The 15718-nt window shown below is 62.8% G+C and carries 16 protein-coding genes; 7 read left to right on the top strand and 9 right to left on the bottom strand.

What is annotated here, in order from left to right; genetic code table 11:
- Positions 1 to 24 precede the first annotated feature (24 nt).
- Complete coding sequence (locus tag AC07UC_RS24880; RefSeq protein WP_494907717.1) at positions 25 to 504, top strand: DUF3828 domain-containing protein; 480 nt, start codon at positions 25 to 27, stop codon at positions 502 to 504.
- 4 nt (positions 505 to 508) lie between these two features.
- On the top strand, positions 509 to 1117 hold the full coding sequence (locus AC07UC_RS24875) for a hypothetical protein (protein ID WP_140768084.1): 609 nt from the start codon (positions 509 to 511) through the stop codon (positions 1115 to 1117).
- A gap of 8 nt (positions 1118 to 1125) precedes the next feature.
- On the opposite strand, the gene queF is transcribed toward AC07UC_RS24875, so the two are convergent.
- Positions 1126 to 1587, bottom strand: coding sequence for a preQ(1) synthase (gene queF / locus AC07UC_RS24870; RefSeq protein ID WP_494907716.1), 462 nt, complete (start codon positions 1585 to 1587; stop codon positions 1126 to 1128).
- 140 nt (positions 1588 to 1727) lie between these two features.
- Here queF and AC07UC_RS24865 point away from each other — a divergent pair, with 140 nt between their 5' ends.
- Entirely contained in the window at positions 1728 to 3773 is a 2046-nt protein-coding gene (locus AC07UC_RS24865; RefSeq protein WP_140768080.1) for an oxidoreductase, read from the top strand.
- Between the two features lie 12 nt (positions 3774 to 3785).
- On the opposite strand, the gene AC07UC_RS24860 is transcribed toward AC07UC_RS24865, so the two are convergent.
- Positions 3786 to 4805 carry a LacI family DNA-binding transcriptional regulator gene (locus AC07UC_RS24860; RefSeq protein ID WP_494907715.1) on the bottom strand — a complete coding sequence of 340 codons (1020 nt, stop codon included), beginning with the start codon at positions 4803 to 4805 and terminating at the stop codon, positions 3786 to 3788.
- A gap of 113 nt (positions 4806 to 4918) precedes the next feature.
- Here AC07UC_RS24860 and AC07UC_RS24855 point away from each other — a divergent pair, with 113 nt between their 5' ends.
- Complete coding sequence (locus AC07UC_RS24855; RefSeq protein WP_494908985.1) at positions 4919 to 6112, top strand: phytanoyl-CoA dioxygenase family protein; 1194 nt, start codon at positions 4919 to 4921, stop codon at positions 6110 to 6112.
- A gap of 148 nt (positions 6113 to 6260) precedes the next feature.
- On the opposite strand, the gene AC07UC_RS24850 is transcribed toward AC07UC_RS24855, so the two are convergent.
- Positions 6261 to 6668: a hypothetical protein gene (locus AC07UC_RS24850; RefSeq protein ID WP_140768076.1), complete on the bottom strand. Its 408-nt coding sequence runs from the start codon at positions 6666 to 6668 to the stop codon at positions 6261 to 6263.
- Between the two features lie 172 nt (positions 6669 to 6840).
- On the opposite strand from AC07UC_RS24850, the gene AC07UC_RS24845 reads away from it, so the two are divergent.
- Entirely contained in the window at positions 6841 to 7359 is a 519-nt protein-coding gene (locus tag AC07UC_RS24845; RefSeq protein WP_140768074.1) for a MarR family winged helix-turn-helix transcriptional regulator, read from the top strand.
- Between the two features lie 8 nt (positions 7360 to 7367).
- On the opposite strand, the gene AC07UC_RS24840 is transcribed toward AC07UC_RS24845, so the two are convergent.
- Together AC07UC_RS24840 and AC07UC_RS24835 are read right to left on the bottom strand one after the other, a co-directional pair.
- Positions 7368 to 8105, bottom strand: a complete 738-nt coding sequence (locus AC07UC_RS24840; RefSeq protein ID WP_140768072.1) for a polysaccharide deacetylase family protein — start codon at positions 8103 to 8105, stop codon at positions 7368 to 7370.
- Between the two features lie 75 nt (positions 8106 to 8180).
- Positions 8181 to 10250, bottom strand: a complete 2070-nt coding sequence (locus tag AC07UC_RS24835; protein ID WP_140768070.1) for a putative bifunctional diguanylate cyclase/phosphodiesterase — start codon at positions 10248 to 10250, stop codon at positions 8181 to 8183.
- Positions 10251 to 10558: 308 nt separating this feature from the next.
- On the opposite strand from AC07UC_RS24835, the gene AC07UC_RS24830 reads away from it, so the two are divergent.
- Complete coding sequence (locus AC07UC_RS24830) at positions 10559 to 11746, top strand: glycine C-acetyltransferase (RefSeq protein WP_494907714.1); 1188 nt, start codon at positions 10559 to 10561, stop codon at positions 11744 to 11746.
- A gap of 52 nt (positions 11747 to 11798) precedes the next feature.
- Positions 11799 to 12833 carry an L-threonine 3-dehydrogenase gene (gene tdh / locus AC07UC_RS24825; protein ID WP_140768066.1) on the top strand — a complete coding sequence of 345 codons (1035 nt, stop codon included), beginning with the start codon at positions 11799 to 11801 and terminating at the stop codon, positions 12831 to 12833.
- Positions 12834 to 12865: 32 nt separating this feature from the next.
- Here tdh and AC07UC_RS24820 read toward each other — a convergent pair whose 3' ends face one another.
- The 4 genes from AC07UC_RS24820 to AC07UC_RS24805 form a co-directional block, all read right to left on the bottom strand.
- A complete protein-coding gene (locus tag AC07UC_RS24820) occupies positions 12866 to 13510 on the bottom strand; it encodes a CDP-alcohol phosphatidyltransferase family protein (protein WP_202323027.1) in 645 nt (214 codons plus the stop codon).
- A gap of 7 nt (positions 13511 to 13517) precedes the next feature.
- Positions 13518 to 14468, bottom strand: a complete 951-nt coding sequence (locus AC07UC_RS24815) for a phosphatidate cytidylyltransferase (protein ID WP_494907713.1) — start codon at positions 14466 to 14468, stop codon at positions 13518 to 13520.
- The gene (locus AC07UC_RS24810; RefSeq protein ID WP_202323025.1) at positions 14465 to 15118 is read right to left on the bottom strand and encodes a lysophospholipid acyltransferase family protein; all 654 of its coding nucleotides are present in this window, start codon (positions 15116 to 15118) and stop codon (positions 14465 to 14467) included. Before AC07UC_RS24810 ends, AC07UC_RS24815 begins: the two co-directional genes overlap by 4 nt.
- A 151-nt stretch (positions 15119 to 15269) precedes the next feature.
- Positions 15270 to 15713, bottom strand: a complete 444-nt coding sequence (locus AC07UC_RS24805) for a MarR family winged helix-turn-helix transcriptional regulator (RefSeq protein ID WP_494907712.1) — start codon at positions 15711 to 15713, stop codon at positions 15270 to 15272.
- Positions 15714 to 15718: the final 5 nt, after the last annotated feature.

The raw sequence follows: 15718 nt of genomic DNA, 5'->3' as shown, positions 1-15718 counted from the left end.
GCCATCAAAAGCCGGAGATTCTGCATGAGACGGACAGTGCTTCTTGCCGCCCTTACGACAGCCTTGCCCGCGGCCGCCTTGGCGGGGCCAGCGTCCGACGCCGTGAAGTTCTTCTATGTCCCGGCGGTCAGGTTCGAGGCCGACGCACAATACCGGGACCGCTTCACCGAGCCGGTGACGAAACTGTTCGATCTCAACGACCAGGCGACCAAGAAAAATCCCGACCAGGTCGCCTGTATCGACTTCGATCCTGGCCTGGATGCGCAGGATTTCGACCAGAAGACCGTCTCCAAGACCTTGAAACTGTCCGAGACGGTGGATGGCGATACGGCGCAAGTGGTGGCGAGCTTCAGCCTTTTTTCGGACGGAGACGATTCAAAACGCGAAATGAACTGGTCGCTGAAGAAGGTCGGCGGAAAGTGGAAGGTCTCGGACATTGCGTCGAAGACCAGCGACTGGACGCTGAGCCAGCTCGAATGCGTGGCGGGCCAAGATCCGGAGTGATGCGATGGCCCGTCGCGTGTTCTTGGCTCTGTCGGCAATGTGCCTGCTGGCGGCGGGTTTGAGCGGCGCTGTTGCCCAGGGACTGTTCGGCGCCCCGCCGGCAAACGCCCCGGCGCAGGCCACGCCGGGCAGCGGCGATGCACCGCCTGCAAACCCACCCGGCAACGCGGTGGAACCGGCAACGCCACCTCTGGCATGGCCGCCATCCGAGCCGGCCGCGCCCGTGTTGCCGGGCTCGCCGACGGCGGTGGTCAAGCCGTTCTACGACCATCCCGGGCTGGAGCTCGATCCGACCCAGCGCAAGAATTTTGTCGATCCGGCCAAGACAGTGCTCGACAAGAGCGATGCGCTGCGGGCTTCGGGGCAGGGCGAGTGTCTGGACCCCAATATGGCGCTCGACAATGCCGACTACGACAAGCTCGCAATCGACAAGAGCCTGAAGAGCATCGAGGCCGTGAACGGCGATCAAGCCAAGGTGGTGGTCGCCTTCGTCGTCGAAGGCCATCAGCACCGTCTCGAATGGAAGTTCAAGAAGGTCGGCGGCGACTGGAAGATATCGGACCTGCTGTCGGTGACGGGCGAATGGGCGCTCAGCCAATATCAGTGCGAATGATGGCTGAACTAGCCGCGCCCGCGATAGGGGGCCACTCCGATGTCCGGCAGCCAGGCGCCTTCGGGTGGCGCGCCGGTCTGCCAGAAAACGTCGATCGGAATGCCGCCGCGCGGATACCAATAGCCGCCTATGCGCAACCACAGCGGCTTGGTGGCCGCCACGATGCGGCGGCCGATCATGACGGTACAGTCTTCATGGAAGGCGCCATGGTTGCGAAACGAGGTCATGAACAGCTTCAGCGACTTCGATTCCACCAGAGCCGCATCGGGTGCGTAGTCGATGACGATATGGGCGAAATCCGGCTGGCCGGTCACCGGGCACAGCGAGGTGAATTCCGGGCAGGTGAAACGCACGATCGCCGGCGGACCGTCGCCGCGCGAAAACGGCACGGTCTCCAGGATCGCCTGTTCGGGGCTCTGTGGCGTCTCGACGTGGGCGCCGAGCTGGGTGAGGGTCTTGGTATCGATCATGGGCGGGATCTCTTTCGATTTTCGCCGCTCCTTAGCATCGGACCGGAAAGTGCGCAGCGGTTTTCGGATAAATCCGATGCTTAAATAGGAACTGGAGCGGCACATGTTGCTCCAACACAATTTGAAACGGCAGGAAGACGATGACCAGCAGCGACCCGCTTCTCCAACCCTACCAGCTCAAGCATTTGACGCTGAAGAACCGGGTGATGTCGACCAGCCACGAGCCGGCCTATTCCGAGGACGGCATGCCGAAACAGCGCTACCGGCTCTACCATGCCGAAAAGGCCAGGGGCGGCATGGCGCTGACGATGACCGCTGGCTCGGCGATCGTCTCGCGCGACAGCCCGGCCGCCTTCGGCAATTTGCATGTCTATGACGACCGCATCGTGCCGTGGCTTGCCGAACTCGCCGACGCCTGCCACGAGCATGACTGCAAGGTGATGATCCAGATCACTCATCTCGGCCGCCGCACCGGCTGGAACAAGGCCGACTGGCTGCCGGTGCTCTCGGCTTCGCCCGTGCGCGAGCCGGCGCATCGCGCTTTCCCCAAGACCATCGAGGACTGGGACATCGAACGCATTGTTGCCGACTATGCGTCGGCCGCGCAACGCTGCCAGGCAGCCGGCCTCGACGGCATCGAGTTCGAGTCCTACGGCCATCTGATGGATGGCTTCTGGTCGCCGGCCACAAATCATCGCGATGACGAGTATGGCGGCTCGCTCGACAACCGGCTGCGCTTCACCAACATGGTGCTGGACGCGGTGCGCGCGGCGGTCGGCGAAAAATTCGTCGTCGGCATCCGCATGGTCGCCGACGAGGATTTCGAGAAAGGCCTGTCGAAGGAGGAAGGCGTCGAGATCGCCAGGCGGCTGGCCGGCTCCGGCAAGGTCGATTTCCTCAATATCATCCGTGGTTCGATTGAAAGCGACGCGGCATTGACCAAGGTCATTCCGGTGGCCGGCATGCGATCTTCGCCGCATCTCGATTTCGCCGGCGAGGTGAGGGCGGCGACAAAGTTCCCGACCTTCCACGCGGCGCGCATTTCCGATGTCGCCACCGCGCGCCATGCGATCGCCACCGGCAAGCTCGACATGGTCGGCATGACCCGTGCGCACATCGCCGATCCGCACATCATCAGGAAGGTGATGGAGGGCCGCGAGCATGAGATCCGTCCTTGTGTCGGCGCCACCTATTGTCTCGACCGCATCTATGAGGGCGGCGAGGCGCTGTGCGTGCACAACGCGGCGACCGGCCGCGAGGCCGAGATTCCGCACATCATCGTCAAGACCGAAGGGCCGAGAAGAAAGGTCGTTGTCGTCGGCGCCGGGGCCGGCGGACTGGAGGCGGCGCGTGTAGCGGCCGAGCGCGGCCACCAGGTCACGGTGCTTGAAGCATCGAGCCAGGCCGGCGGCCAGGTGCGTCTGGCGACGCAGAACCCGCGCCGCAAGGAACTGATCGGCATCATCGACTGGCGGCTGGCCGAACTCGACCGGCTCGGTGTCGAAATCCGTTACGACACCTGGGCGGAGCAGGATGATGTCCTGGCGCTAGCGCCCGATGTGGTCGTCGTCGCCACCGGCGGCCTGCCGCAAAACCCACCGCTGACGGCGGGCGACAATCTCGTCACTTCGAGCTGGGACATCATGGCCGGCAGCGTCAAGCCGGCCGAGAACGTGCTCATCTATGACGACAATGGTGGCCATCAAGGCATGGGTGCGGCCGAGTTGATCGCCAACAGCGGCGCGAGGCTGGAACTGGTTTCGCCGGAGCGTTTCTTCGCTCCTGAAATGGGCGGCATGAACCACGTGCCTTATATGCGCGCCTTCCAGGAAAAGGGCGTCACCATCACCATCAACACGCGCCTGCGCTCGGTGCGCCGCGAGGGCAATCAACTGGTCGCGGAACTCGCTTCGGACTTTGCCGATGGTTGGCGCGGGGAGCGCAGGGTCGACCAGGTGGTGGTCGAGCACGGCACGGCGCCGCTCGACGATCTCTATCTCAGCCTGAAGCCGCTGTCGAAGAATGGTGGGGCGGTCGACTACGAACGTCTGGTCGGCGGCGGCGACATTTTCCCGGCGCGCAATCCAGGGGCGGGCTTCGTGCTGTTCCGCATCGGTGACGCGGTCGCCTCACGCAACATCCATGCCGCCATCTATGACGGGATCAGGTTCGGCCTGCGGATCTGATGCACCGTCTGCTCAGGCCGGCATGTTGAACGGCGTGATGATCTGGATGTTGGACGCGCCCGGCGCGACCGATTTCGGCAACGCGCCCTGTGCCCGCATGATGTGGATGCAGGCCGAACGCATGTCTTGCCTGAGATCGTGATGCAGCACGGCCGAGATGTGCCGGCTTCGCAGCAAGTCGAGATTGTCGGCGTCGAGATCGTGGCCGATGAACACAAGGCAGGGCCGCTTCATCTCGGCGAATGCCTGCACGATGGAGGCGTTTCCGCCGCCGATCGAATACACGGCCGCAACATCGGGATGATGTGTCAGCGCGGTGCGGACCAACTCGCCCGTCGCGCGATCGATCCCGTGGCCCTCGCTGATGTCGACGATCCCAAGGTCGGGGAAGTTTTCGCGCAAGGCGCGGCGAAAGCCGATTTCGCGCTCCTCCTCGCCCCGGAACCGGTTGCTGCTCAAGGTGACCAGGACATCGGCACGACGTCCGCCAAGCCATGCGCCGATCAGATAGGCAGCCGTTTCGCCGGCGGCGCGGTTGTCGATGCCGACATAGGCCAGCCTCCGGCTGTTCGGCAGATCGGTGACCAGCGTCACGACCGGTATTCCCGACCTGACGACCCGGTCCACCGCGGCCGCTATCTCCGGAATATCAGGCGCCTTGAGGAAAATCCCGTTGCTGCCGCGACGGGCGATCGCGTCGAGCAGCGCGACGGTGTTCGCCGCCACGCGCACTTCGGCAAGGTGGTGGCGCGCGCGGAACACCGCCGGATGGAGGCCCGGCATCTCGGCCTCCAGCGCGGCGCGTACCGCCTCGGTGAAGCGCACTGGAGCCTCCATGACGAGATCGAGAATGAACTTGCGGCCCGACAGGCCGAGTTGGGAGCGTTGCGTTTCCAGTTCCCGAATCGCCTGCTCTATGCGGCGTATGGTGTGCTGACGCACGCCGCCGCGCCCATGCAGGACGCGGTCGACCGTGGCGATGCTGACGCCGGCCTGCAGGGCGATGTCCTTCACCAGGAACGGATGCGACATCGGCCGCCTCGATCAATCTTGAGGTGTTTTTGAGGTGTTTCAGCTGTAGGCCACCTCTCAGCCAGAGCTATACTTTCGCCATCCAGTCGAAACAAGACCAAGGGGAGGATGCCGTGAAGGCCGACAATTATGCCGAGCTCAGATCCGATCGTGTCTGGCTTGCCGCCGATGTGTGCAGCATCGACGATTTTGCCGCGTCGACGCAAAGGACGACAAATCCAGCAGACTATCCGTTCGCGTCCGAGGTCCGGAAGAACATCCTGATCTACGATGGTGCGCCGGTTCGCACGGCCGCCGGCGATCCGGTCCGGCGCAAGGCGCTTCTGGCCGAGTGGGTCGAGGCGATGACCGACGGTCCAGGTGTCGTCGTGTTTCGCGGCGCCTTCGAGGATGTGGCGCCAGTCGACGCAGCCACTGAAGCGTTCAATGCCATCATCGCCGAGGAGCGTGCGGCCGGAGCAGGCGGCGGCGATCATTTTGCCAAGCCCGGCGCCAACGACCGGGTGTGGAATGCGCTGGAGAAGCTGTGCCTGCGCGATCCCGCGACCTTCGCCGCCTATTACGGCAACGATATCATCGCGCTGATATCGGAAGCTTGGCTCGGCCCGGCCTATCAGGTGACGTCGCAGGTGAACAATGTCAGGCCGGGTGGCGCGTCGCAGTCGGCGCACCGGGACTATCATCTTGGTTTCCAGACTTCGCCCATCATCGAACGCTATCCGGTGCACGTCCATCGGATATCGCCGGTGCTGACGCTGCAGGGCGCTGTCGCTCACTGCGACATGCCGGTGGAAAGCGGCCCCACGCTCTATTTGCCCTATTCGCAGACCTACCTGCCTGGGTACCTGGCGATGAACCGCCCCGAATTCCAGGCCTATTTCGCCGAGCATCATGTTCAGCTGCCCCTGAAAAAGGGCGATGCGGCCTTCTTCAATCCGGCGCTGTTCCACGCCGCCGGCACCAACCGGTCAGCCGACATCCAGCGCATGGCGAATCTCTTGCAGGTCTCATCGGCCTATGGCCGCGCCATGGAGAGTGTGGACCGGACCCGCATGAGCGCGGCCCTCTACCCCATTCTGCAGCGTATGCTGGGCGATGGCAGCCTGACCAGGCAGGCGGCTGGCAATGCCATCGCGTCGTCGGCGGAAGGTTATTCCTTTCCGACCAATCTCGATCGCGACCCGCCGCTCGGCGGGCTCGCGCCGGAGACACAACAGGCGCTTGTCCATCGTGCTCTGGATGCAGGATGGAGCCCGGCCGTCTTCGTGGGCGAACTCGAGAAACAGGCGCGTAAAAAACTGACCTGAGAAGCGGCTGCCGCGGCTGTCGGGGTTGGTGGCGCGCGGTCAGACCTGCATACGAGAGCCCATGTATGCCGGCCTGGCCGCGCGCCCGCACGCCGTTGGCTCATCGCCTGATAACGTGCGATCTTGTGAGCTGCGGTGCGGACGACGCTCAGACCATCCTGGCGATTGCCATGCAAAGCACGGTGACCACCAGAAGCCATGCGGCAATGCGTTCGCCGATCGCCATTCTGGCGCGCAGCTGCGTTTCGATTTCCGCATTGGCGCCGGTAAGCCGCCTGCTCGGCGCCCTGACCATGGCGCCGAGCACGCCGGCCGCGGCAAACGCGGCCAGGATGCCGAGCGCCAGCACCATTTCCATCGAGCCGAAATAAGCGCCGTGGAAGAAATACCACAGCAGCGCCCCGGTCAGGAAAACCATGCCGGCCGCGCCCATCTGCGGCTGGATGAATCGCTCCGCCTTGATCTCGGGATCGCGGGCGAGGGTGATGGTGGTGCCAGCCCAGAACACGCCGGCCATGACGTGAAGACCGATAACCACGATATAGACATATTGCATGCCGGCTCTCCTCTCTCGCTCGCTACCGCACTAATAGTTAGATATCTAACAGTTAGATGTCAATGTATAAACGCGAACCTGTTCCATCCGCGGAAAACACCGTCTTTGTCGGAGGCAATTCCGGGCGGAAAACCGCTTCACACTTTTCCTGGAATTGCTCTAGTGTCCCGCGATGACGCCCTTTGAACGCCCGCCAGTCGGCATGAATCTCGGCCGCACCGCCAAGCTCGTTGCGCAGGCCTTCGACGCCGCTTTGGTTGAAGCGGGCGGCACATTGCCGGTCTGGCTCACCCTGCTGTCGGTCAAGTCGAGCAAGCTTGCCAATCAGCGCGAACTCGCCGGCATGATCGGCATCCAGGGCGCGACGCTGACCCACCATCTCAACGCGATGGAGGCGCAGGGCCTGCTGACGCGCCGCCGCGATCCCGTCAACCGGAGGGTCCATCTGGTCGAATTGACAGAAGCGGGAGAAGCGCTGTTCGAGACATTGCGGCAGGCCGCGCTTGTCTTCGACAGGCGGCTCCGCACAGGACTGCCCGACGACCGTCTGGCGGAGTTCGCGCAGGTATTGGCAGCATTGCGCGACAATGTCGAAGCGCCAAGCTTCGGACAATTGCTGACGGCTTTTCCCGGTGACAAGAACGATTTACCGCCTCGTTCCCGCAAACCGGCTCGCAAGATCAAATCATAACGGCCCGCTCAGTCATAGGTCGGGATCGTTCCAAAGGCGTAGCGGCGCAGTTTCAGTGCGGTGATCAGGTTGGTCAGTTTCGTCTTGCCGTCGAAACTGTCCTGGAACATCTCGTCATGCATCAAGAGGATCAGCTTGCCCGGCTTGGCGAAGCGGCCATAGCCGAACAGGTGATCGATCTCGCTGACCAGATGGTCGACGCTCTGGACCGGCTCGCCATTGTCCTTGTGCACCCACTCGTGGTCCCAGCCGTAGAGATAGAAGCCGGAAGCCGCGACGAATTCGTAGTCGGGATCCTCGCGGCCGGCTTGCGCGGGTCCAAGCGAGTTGTCGTCCTTTGACATTGAAGGCAGCCGGAATACATCGCGCCCCGGCAGTCGCGCGTGCACCGCGGGCTTAAGGCCCAGCACGGCATTGGCCATGAGCATGTCGGCAACCACCCCTTCCGTGTCGCTGTAGAAGTGCCGGTAGTGATTGTAGGCGTGGCTGTAGCTGTGGTTGCCGATCGTCACCAGCGGCATCGCCTTGGCGCGCCGGACCAAGGCCTTGTTGGACGCACTGGCCTCGGCGTGCATGCCGACCATGAACAGCGTCGCCGGAACCTGTTCCGCCGCCAACACATCGAGGATGTTGCTGGTGCCGTTCAGCGGACCATCGTCGAAGGTGAGATAGATGGTGCGATCCGCCCCATAAGCCGGCGGCGCGGACAACAACATGGCCGCCAGCACAAGCCGAAAGAATGTCATGGGCCGCTGTATCCGTTTGCGATCAGCACAGGCCGCCATCTCGGCGGCCGGTTGTCAAGGCGGGCCAGGTTTCGCCTATTTCAGGCTGCCTTGCAGCACCGTCAGCCTGGCTTTCTTCGGCATGCGCGCGGTCAGCCATTCGAGCGCCTTGTCGTGCGGCATCGGGAAGGCGATGGAATAGCCCTGTACCTGGTCGCAGCCGATCGCCATCAGCGAGTCGAGTTCGGCCTCGGTTTCAGCCCCCTCGGCGACGATCGAGATGCCGAGCCCGCGGGCAAGCTCGGTGATGGCGCGCACGATCTTGGAGTTGTCGCCATTCTCATGGATGTTCTGGACGAAGCGGCGGTCGATCTTGAGCCGATCTATCTCGTTGGGATTGACGTGGCTGAGCGACGCATAACCGGTGCCGAAATCATCGAGTTCCAGATGCACGCCCGCGGCTCTGATGTGGCGCAGCTTGGCGGCGATGCCCGTCTTCTCGTCGTCCAGAATGACGGATTCGACGATTTCCAGCGACAGTTTCTGTGGCGGCAGCCCGGCCTTTTCCAATGTCTCGAACAAGAACGCGTCGAAATCGTGCTCGCGCAGTTCGGTGCCCGAAACGTTAACGGCAAGCCGGCCGAAGGCAATCCCGGCACGGTTCCACTCGGCGGCTTCGTTGATCGCCTTGCTGATCACGATGCGGCCGATCTCCGGCATGAAACCGCATTTCTCGGCGACCGGAATGAATTCGCCCGGCGAGATCATGCCGCGCTCGGCATGGTTCCATCGCACCAGGGCTTCGATGCCGCTGATGGCGCCGTTGGTCAGGGAGACCTGCGGCTGGAAATAGACCTGAAACGCTTTTTCTGAAATGGCGACCTTGATGTCGTGCTCGAGCTGCTTGCGGTAGTCGAGTTCGCGGCGCAGCTCCTCCGAGAAGAACGAGAAGTTGCCGCCGCCCATCTTCTTGGCGGAGTAAAGTGCCAGATCGGCATGGACGAGCAGGTCCTGAGCATTGTCGGCATCGATCGGATAGACGGCGATGCCGCCGCTGGCACCCGGAAGAATCGTGGTGCCCTGGAAGATGATCGGCTCGTTGATATGCGCCAGGATCCGCCGTGCCAGCATGTTGATGTCCTCGGTGGTGCCCGCGCCATTGAGGATCATCACGAATTCGTCGCCACCGAGCCGCGCGCACAGATCCGACGCCCGGCACGAATCGCGCATGCGCTGCGCCGTCACAACCAGGACATAGTCGCCGGCGGCGTGGCCGAGCGTGTCGTTGATCTGCTTGAATCGGTCGAGGTCCAGCTGGACCACGGCCAGGCGTTCGCGCCGCCGGTGCGCACCCTTGATCAGCGTGTCGAAATGGTCGGTCAGGAAAGTGCGGTTGTGCAGGCCGGTCAGGCCGTCGTGAACCGCGATGAAGGCCATTGAGTTGCGAGCATCGACCAGTTCACGCGTCTTGCGCAGGATCGCATTGGACATCGGCCTGAAGATGAACAGTGCCACCAGCAGGATAACGCCGAGTGTAGCGTAGAACAGCGTGCGGTGGAGGGCGAGCAGCTTTTCGGAGCGCTCGTCGGCCTCGGCGCTGATGCGCTGGCCAAGGGCGGCATAGCCCGACAAGGTTGCGTTGGCGACCGACGTATCGAGGTTGACGCGTTCAGCGCCGCCCTTGTAGCCGTCATTGTCGAGATTGAGTTTCGATTCAAGGGCGGAGATCAGACGGTCGCCATTGGCGATCAGCCCAACCGAGAAATAGTCGAGATGGAAGGGCTTGGCGAAAAGCACGCTCTCGATCGATTTCGCATCGAGCTTGGCCGGCGACTGCGGATCCGCGCCCGTCTGCTTGAGCAGCAGATCGTAATTGGTCTCGAACTCAGCCGTGGCTTGCTTGAGCGCGCTGACCAGCGCCGGCTGCTTGTCGCGCGACGCGGCACCCGTTGCGCTGGCAAGGAAGACGATGCGCTGCGACAATGTCTTCTGCGTGCCGACGATATCGAGCAAGGTGTGGTTGTGTTGCTGCGTGGCCATCGTCTGCTGCAGCAGGACGAAAGAGGCTGCTACCATGGTGGCAATGATCAGCAGCGCCAGCCAGTAGCCAGCCTTGATCAGCAGTATGAGCTTGCCTGAAACGGTTTGCACCGGCTGCTGCGACATTTTCGGGGGCGGCCCTCTCGCCAACGGATTCCTGTATGGTCACCATTGAGCCGCAAACGTTAACAGGACTGGAAATTGACAGCCCGCCGGCAAGGGGAGAGCCGCAAAGATCGCTAAATGGTTATCGGCTCCTTTCGCCGCCGGCCTGCATTTGAGTATTGCTTGTCGCGTGCGTTATCGAGTGGCCGCTCGCGCGATGCCCGTCGCGTCTCGGTTGATGCAGTCCGGCCACCCGATCCGGTCGCTTTTGCGATGGATTTTTTGCGCAAGCGGGACGACAGTCTGCCCACGTTAAACGAGGCCTGATCATGACCGCAGCATTTCTCTCCCATATCGACAGTGAGCTTGCAGGGCTCAAATCGGCCGGGCTCTACAAATCCGAGCGGGTGATTTCCTCCATGCAGTCGGCGCAGATCGAGGTCGGCGGCGAGAAAGTGCTGAACTTCTGCGCCAACAACTATCTCGGCCTCGCCGACAGCGCCGACCTGCGAAAGGCGGCCACGCAGGCCCTCGATCGCTACGGCTACGGCATGGCCTCGGTGCGCTTCATCTGCGGCACGCAGGAGGAGCACAAGCAGCTCGAGGCGACGATTTCCTCCTTCCTCGGCCTGGAAGACACCATCCTCTACGGCTCCTGTTTCGACGCCAATGGCGGACTGTTCGAGACGCTGCTTGGCGAGGAAGATGCGATCATTTCGGATGCGCTGAACCACGCCTCGATCATCGACGGCGTCAGGCTGTCCAAGGCCAAGCGCTTCCGCTACGCCAACAACGACATGGCCGATCTGGAGGCGCGATTGAAGGAGGCGAAGGATTGCCGCTTCCGACTGATCGCCACCGACGGTGTGTTCTCGATGGACGGCATCATCGCCAACCTGAAGGGCGTCTGCGACCTTGCCGAGAAATACGATGCGATGGTCATGGTCGACGACAGCCATGCGGTCGGCTTCGTCGGCAAAAATGGCCGCGGCTCGGCGGAGCATTGCGGCGTCGAGGGCAGGGTCGACATCATCACCGGCACGCTGGGCAAGGCGCTTGGCGGCGCTTCCGGTGGCTACACCTCCGGCAAGAGCCAAGTGGTCGACTGGCTGCGCCAGCGCTCGCGGCCCTATCTCTTTTCCAACACGCTGATGCCGGCGATCGCCGGCGCCTCGATCAAGGTGTTCGACCTGATCCGCAATGGCGACGCCTTGCGCGAACGCCTATATGCCAATGCGGCGCGGTTCAGGTCGCAGATGGGCAAGCTCGGCTTCACGCTGGCCGGTGCCGATCATCCGATCATTCCCGTGATGCTTGGCGAGGCGACGCTGGCGCAGGAGATGGCGACGCGCATGCTGAAGCGCGGTATCTATGTCATCGGCTTCTCGTTCCCGGTGGTGCCTAAGGGCCAGGCGCGTATCCGCACCCAGATGTCGGCGGCGCATTCCAGCGCCGACATCGACCGAGCGGTGGAGGCGTTCGGCGCGGTCGGTAGGGAACTGGGCGTGATTTCCTGAGCGGCCGGCGCCGAAAAGCGATTCCGGATCAAGAGATTCAAGGGACAAGAGAATGTCGAACATGATGAAGGCGCTGGTGAAGGCCAAGGCCGAACCGGGCATCTGGATGGAAGAAGTGCCGGTGCCGGAGATCGGCCCCAACGATGTGCTGATCAAGGTCAAGAAGACAGCGATCTGCGGCACCGACGTCCATATCTACAATTGGGATCAGTGGGCGCAGAAGACGGTGCCGGTGCCGATGGTGACCGGCCATGAATTCGTCGGCACCGTCGCAGATTTCGGCGCGGCCGTCACCGAATACAAGGTCGGCCAGCGCGTCTCGGGCGAAGGCCACATCGTCTGTGGCCATTGCCGCAACTGTCGTGCCGGGCGAGGGCATCTCTGCCGCAACACGCTCGGCGTCGGCGTCAACCGGCCAGGCGCTTTCGGCGAGTATCTCGCTATCCCGCAGCACAATGTCGTCCCGATCCCCGACGATGTGCCGGACGAAGTCGCGGCGATCTTCGATCCGCTGGGCAATGCCGTCCACACGGCATTGTCCTTCGATCTGGTCGGCGAGGACGTGCTGGTCACCGGCGCCGGGCCGATCGGAATCATGGGTGCGCTGGTGGCGCAATGCGTTGGTGCGCGAAAAGTGGTCATCACCGACATCAACCCGGTGCGGCTGGCGCTGGCGAAGAAGCTCGGCGTCCAGCATGTCGTCGACGCTTCGAAGCAAAAGCTGCGCGACGTCATGCCGGCGCTCGGCATGACCGAGGGTTTTGACGTCGGCCTCGAAATGTCTGGCGCCGCCCCCGCCTTCCGCGACATGATCGACACGATGAACAATGGCGGCAAGATCGCCATTCTGGGCATTGCGCCTACCGGCTTCGAGATCGACTGGAACAAGGTCATCTTCAAGATGCTGCACCTCAAGGGCATCTATGGCCGCGAGATGTTCGAGACCTGGTACAAGATGATCGCGCTGGTGCAGGGTCCGCTCGATGTCTCGGGACTGATCACGCACCGCATCGGCATCGACGATTTCCAGACAGGCTTCGATGCGATGAGGAGCGGCAGTTCGGGCAAGGTCGTGATGGACTGGTAGGCGCCTCCGGCGAGCCCAGCCAGGAAAACGCCTCAGGGGCTCCTGGTTCTCAACCATCGCACTTGTCGCCATGCGCGGCGCAGCGCGGTTGCGGCGGAGCCGATCGCGATGACGGCAAGCGCGAGCGTCAGGACCTCATTGCGGCCATGCCAGAGGAACTCCACTGAAGACAGCAGCGCAGCAATGGTTGCAACCGCCATGCGATGCGGTTTGGCCATCGGGCCGGAGAAATCGCTCGGTGCTTCGTTGGCCCGCCCTAGTTCCCGCACATAGGCGGTGAGAACCGAAAAACAGGCGGCTGCCCAGCCAAGGCCAGGCATGGCGATGCCGTAGCCTATTCCCACCATGATGGCGATGTCGGCGATCCTGTCCGGGAACTCGTTCCAGAAGGGGCCATCGGCCGACGCCTTGCCGCCTTCGACGGCGACCATGCCATCGAAGAGGTTGCACAGCAGGCGCAGTTGGCAGAACAGCGCGGCTCCCGGCAACAACAGCAGACGCGCCATGCCGTCGCTCTGCCCGCCAAGCCAGAAGGCGGCGCCGGCCAGCGCGCCGGCGAGGATGCTGGCCTGCGAAATCTGGTTGGGCGTCACCGAGAGTGCGGCGAGACGTCTGGCCGTCGCCTGTGCCCAGCGCGTGTCGCGGCTTGCAAGGGGTCTGCGATCGCCCGTGTTCATGACTGCCTCATGCCGGCGACCAGAAGTAACGCGTGAGGTGGAAGAAGATCGGAGCGGAGAACACCACTGAATCCAGCCGATCGATCAGGCCGCCATGGCCGTCTATCAGATGGCCCCAATCCTTCACGCCGCGGTCGCGTTTGATGGCGGACATCACGAGGCCGCCGAAAAAGCCCATCAACGTGATCAGGAAGGCCATTGCGCCGGCCTGAAGCGGAGAGAACGGCGTGATCCACCACAGACCAGCGCCGACGAGGCTGGCGCAGGCGATGCCGCCGACGAAACCTTCGACAGTCTTGGACGGCGAAAGCCTTGGTGCGATCTTCGTGCGCCCGATCATCTTGCCCCAGATATATTGCAGCACATCGCTCAACTGAACGACGATGACAAGGAAGGCTATCAAAAGCACATTGCGGCCCTCGTAGCCGGGAATGTGCAACGTCAGGAGAGCCGGCACGTGCGAGGCGCAGAAGACGCAGATCATCAGCGCCCATTGCACCTCCGCGATTCGAACCAGGAAGTGCTGCGTGTCGCCTCGCACCGCCGAGATGATGGGCATCAACAGGAAGGCGTAGACCGGAATGAAAACGGAAAAGATTTCGTAGTCCTCGATCCAGAGCAGGACATACTGCAACGGCAGCACGACGAAAAACGCGGTGGCCAGCGCCCAGTGGTCGGCACGGCGCGTATTGGTCAGCGTCACGAACTCGCGAAGGGCGGCGAAGGAGCAGAAGCCGAAGAGGAGCAGAACGCCGATTCGCCCGGCGACGAATGCGATGGCGATGAGGATCGCCATCACCCACCAGGCATTGATGCGGGCGTTGAGGTTCTCGATGGCCGGGTTCGAGCCGTCTGGCGACAAGCGTCGCTCCAGGATCTGGCCCACGAAGGAGGCCGTAAGCAGGATCCCGCAGACACCGAGCACGAGAACCATCATGTCGAATTGGGTCGAGCTCATTCCTCTACCCTCTCGGCCGCTGCCTTTTTCGGCGCCAGCGCGAGTAGCGCTTCCCGTGCTCGCTCGAGAAACATGTCCTTGTCCTCGCCATCAGCCAGATGCATTGGCTCGCCGAACGTCACCGTGCAGATCAGCGGTATGGGCACGAACTCCCCCTTCGGCATCACTCGGTTGAGATTGGCGATCCATACCGGCACCAACTCGAAGTCCGGGTGCAATGCCGCCAAATGGAACAGGCCGGATTTGAATGGCTGCAAGGACGCATCGGACTGGTTGCGCGTGCCCTCCGGGAAGAGGATCAGCGAAGAGCCTTCCTTCATCGCTTCCCCCATGCTCTCGACAGGATCCATCGTGCGTGCGTCGCGATTGCGATCGATCAGGACGGCATTGAAAACGTCGCGCCCGATGAAGCTTCGGAGTTTTGATTTCAGCCAGTAGTCGGCGCCCGCTACGGGACGGACCCGCCGACGCAGGCGCGGCGGCAGAACAGCCCAGATCAGGATGAAATCACCATGGCTGGAGTGGTTGGCAAAGAAGATCGAGCGACGGCGAGGCAGCCTGCCTTCGTGCCAGAACGGCCGCACAGCGGTGATGGCACGCGCAAACAGCAAGACGATCACCGCCACCGGCTTGGCAATCAGCGACTTCATCCATCCCCCAATTCGCTCATGGATCATCCGCCAGCTGACATGCAGGCGCAGAAAATCCGCTACCGGACAAGCAGGGATCGCGAGACCCGTGGCTGCCTGAACGCGCTACCCCTTCGCGGCGACCGTCTTATATCCCCTCCGGCGACGGCGGCTATCTCCTATCCAATGCGGTTTCCAGCGACAAGACGCCCTTTACGATGGAAGTTCGTTCGTCGGCGCTCAATTTGGCCAGCAGCGCCTGCTCGAACGCCTTCGCCAGCGGCACCATCTCACGATAGGCGGCAAGGCCCGCTTTGGTAAGCCTCAAATGCTCGACACGGCGATCGTTCTCATCGGGAGTCCGGATGAGCCAGCGCCGCCTTTCAAGCTCCGCCACCGCGCGCGACACTTTGGTCTTGTGCATGGCCGACTGCTCGCCGAGCTCTGTCGCGGTCATCGTCCCGCGCTGGCCAAGTCCGGAAAGCATGCGCCATTCCGGCCGCGTCAACCCGTGACTGTCCTTGTATATCCGCGAGAACTCGCGGCTGACGGCGTCGGCAAGACGATACAGCCGGTAGGGCAGGAAGCTTTCGAGCTCCAGGATCTCCGGGTCCATGGTTC

The organism is Mesorhizobium sp. GW821-FHT04C10 (assembly GCF_059420305.1).
This window is presented reverse-complemented; position numbering and strand designations above follow the sequence as displayed.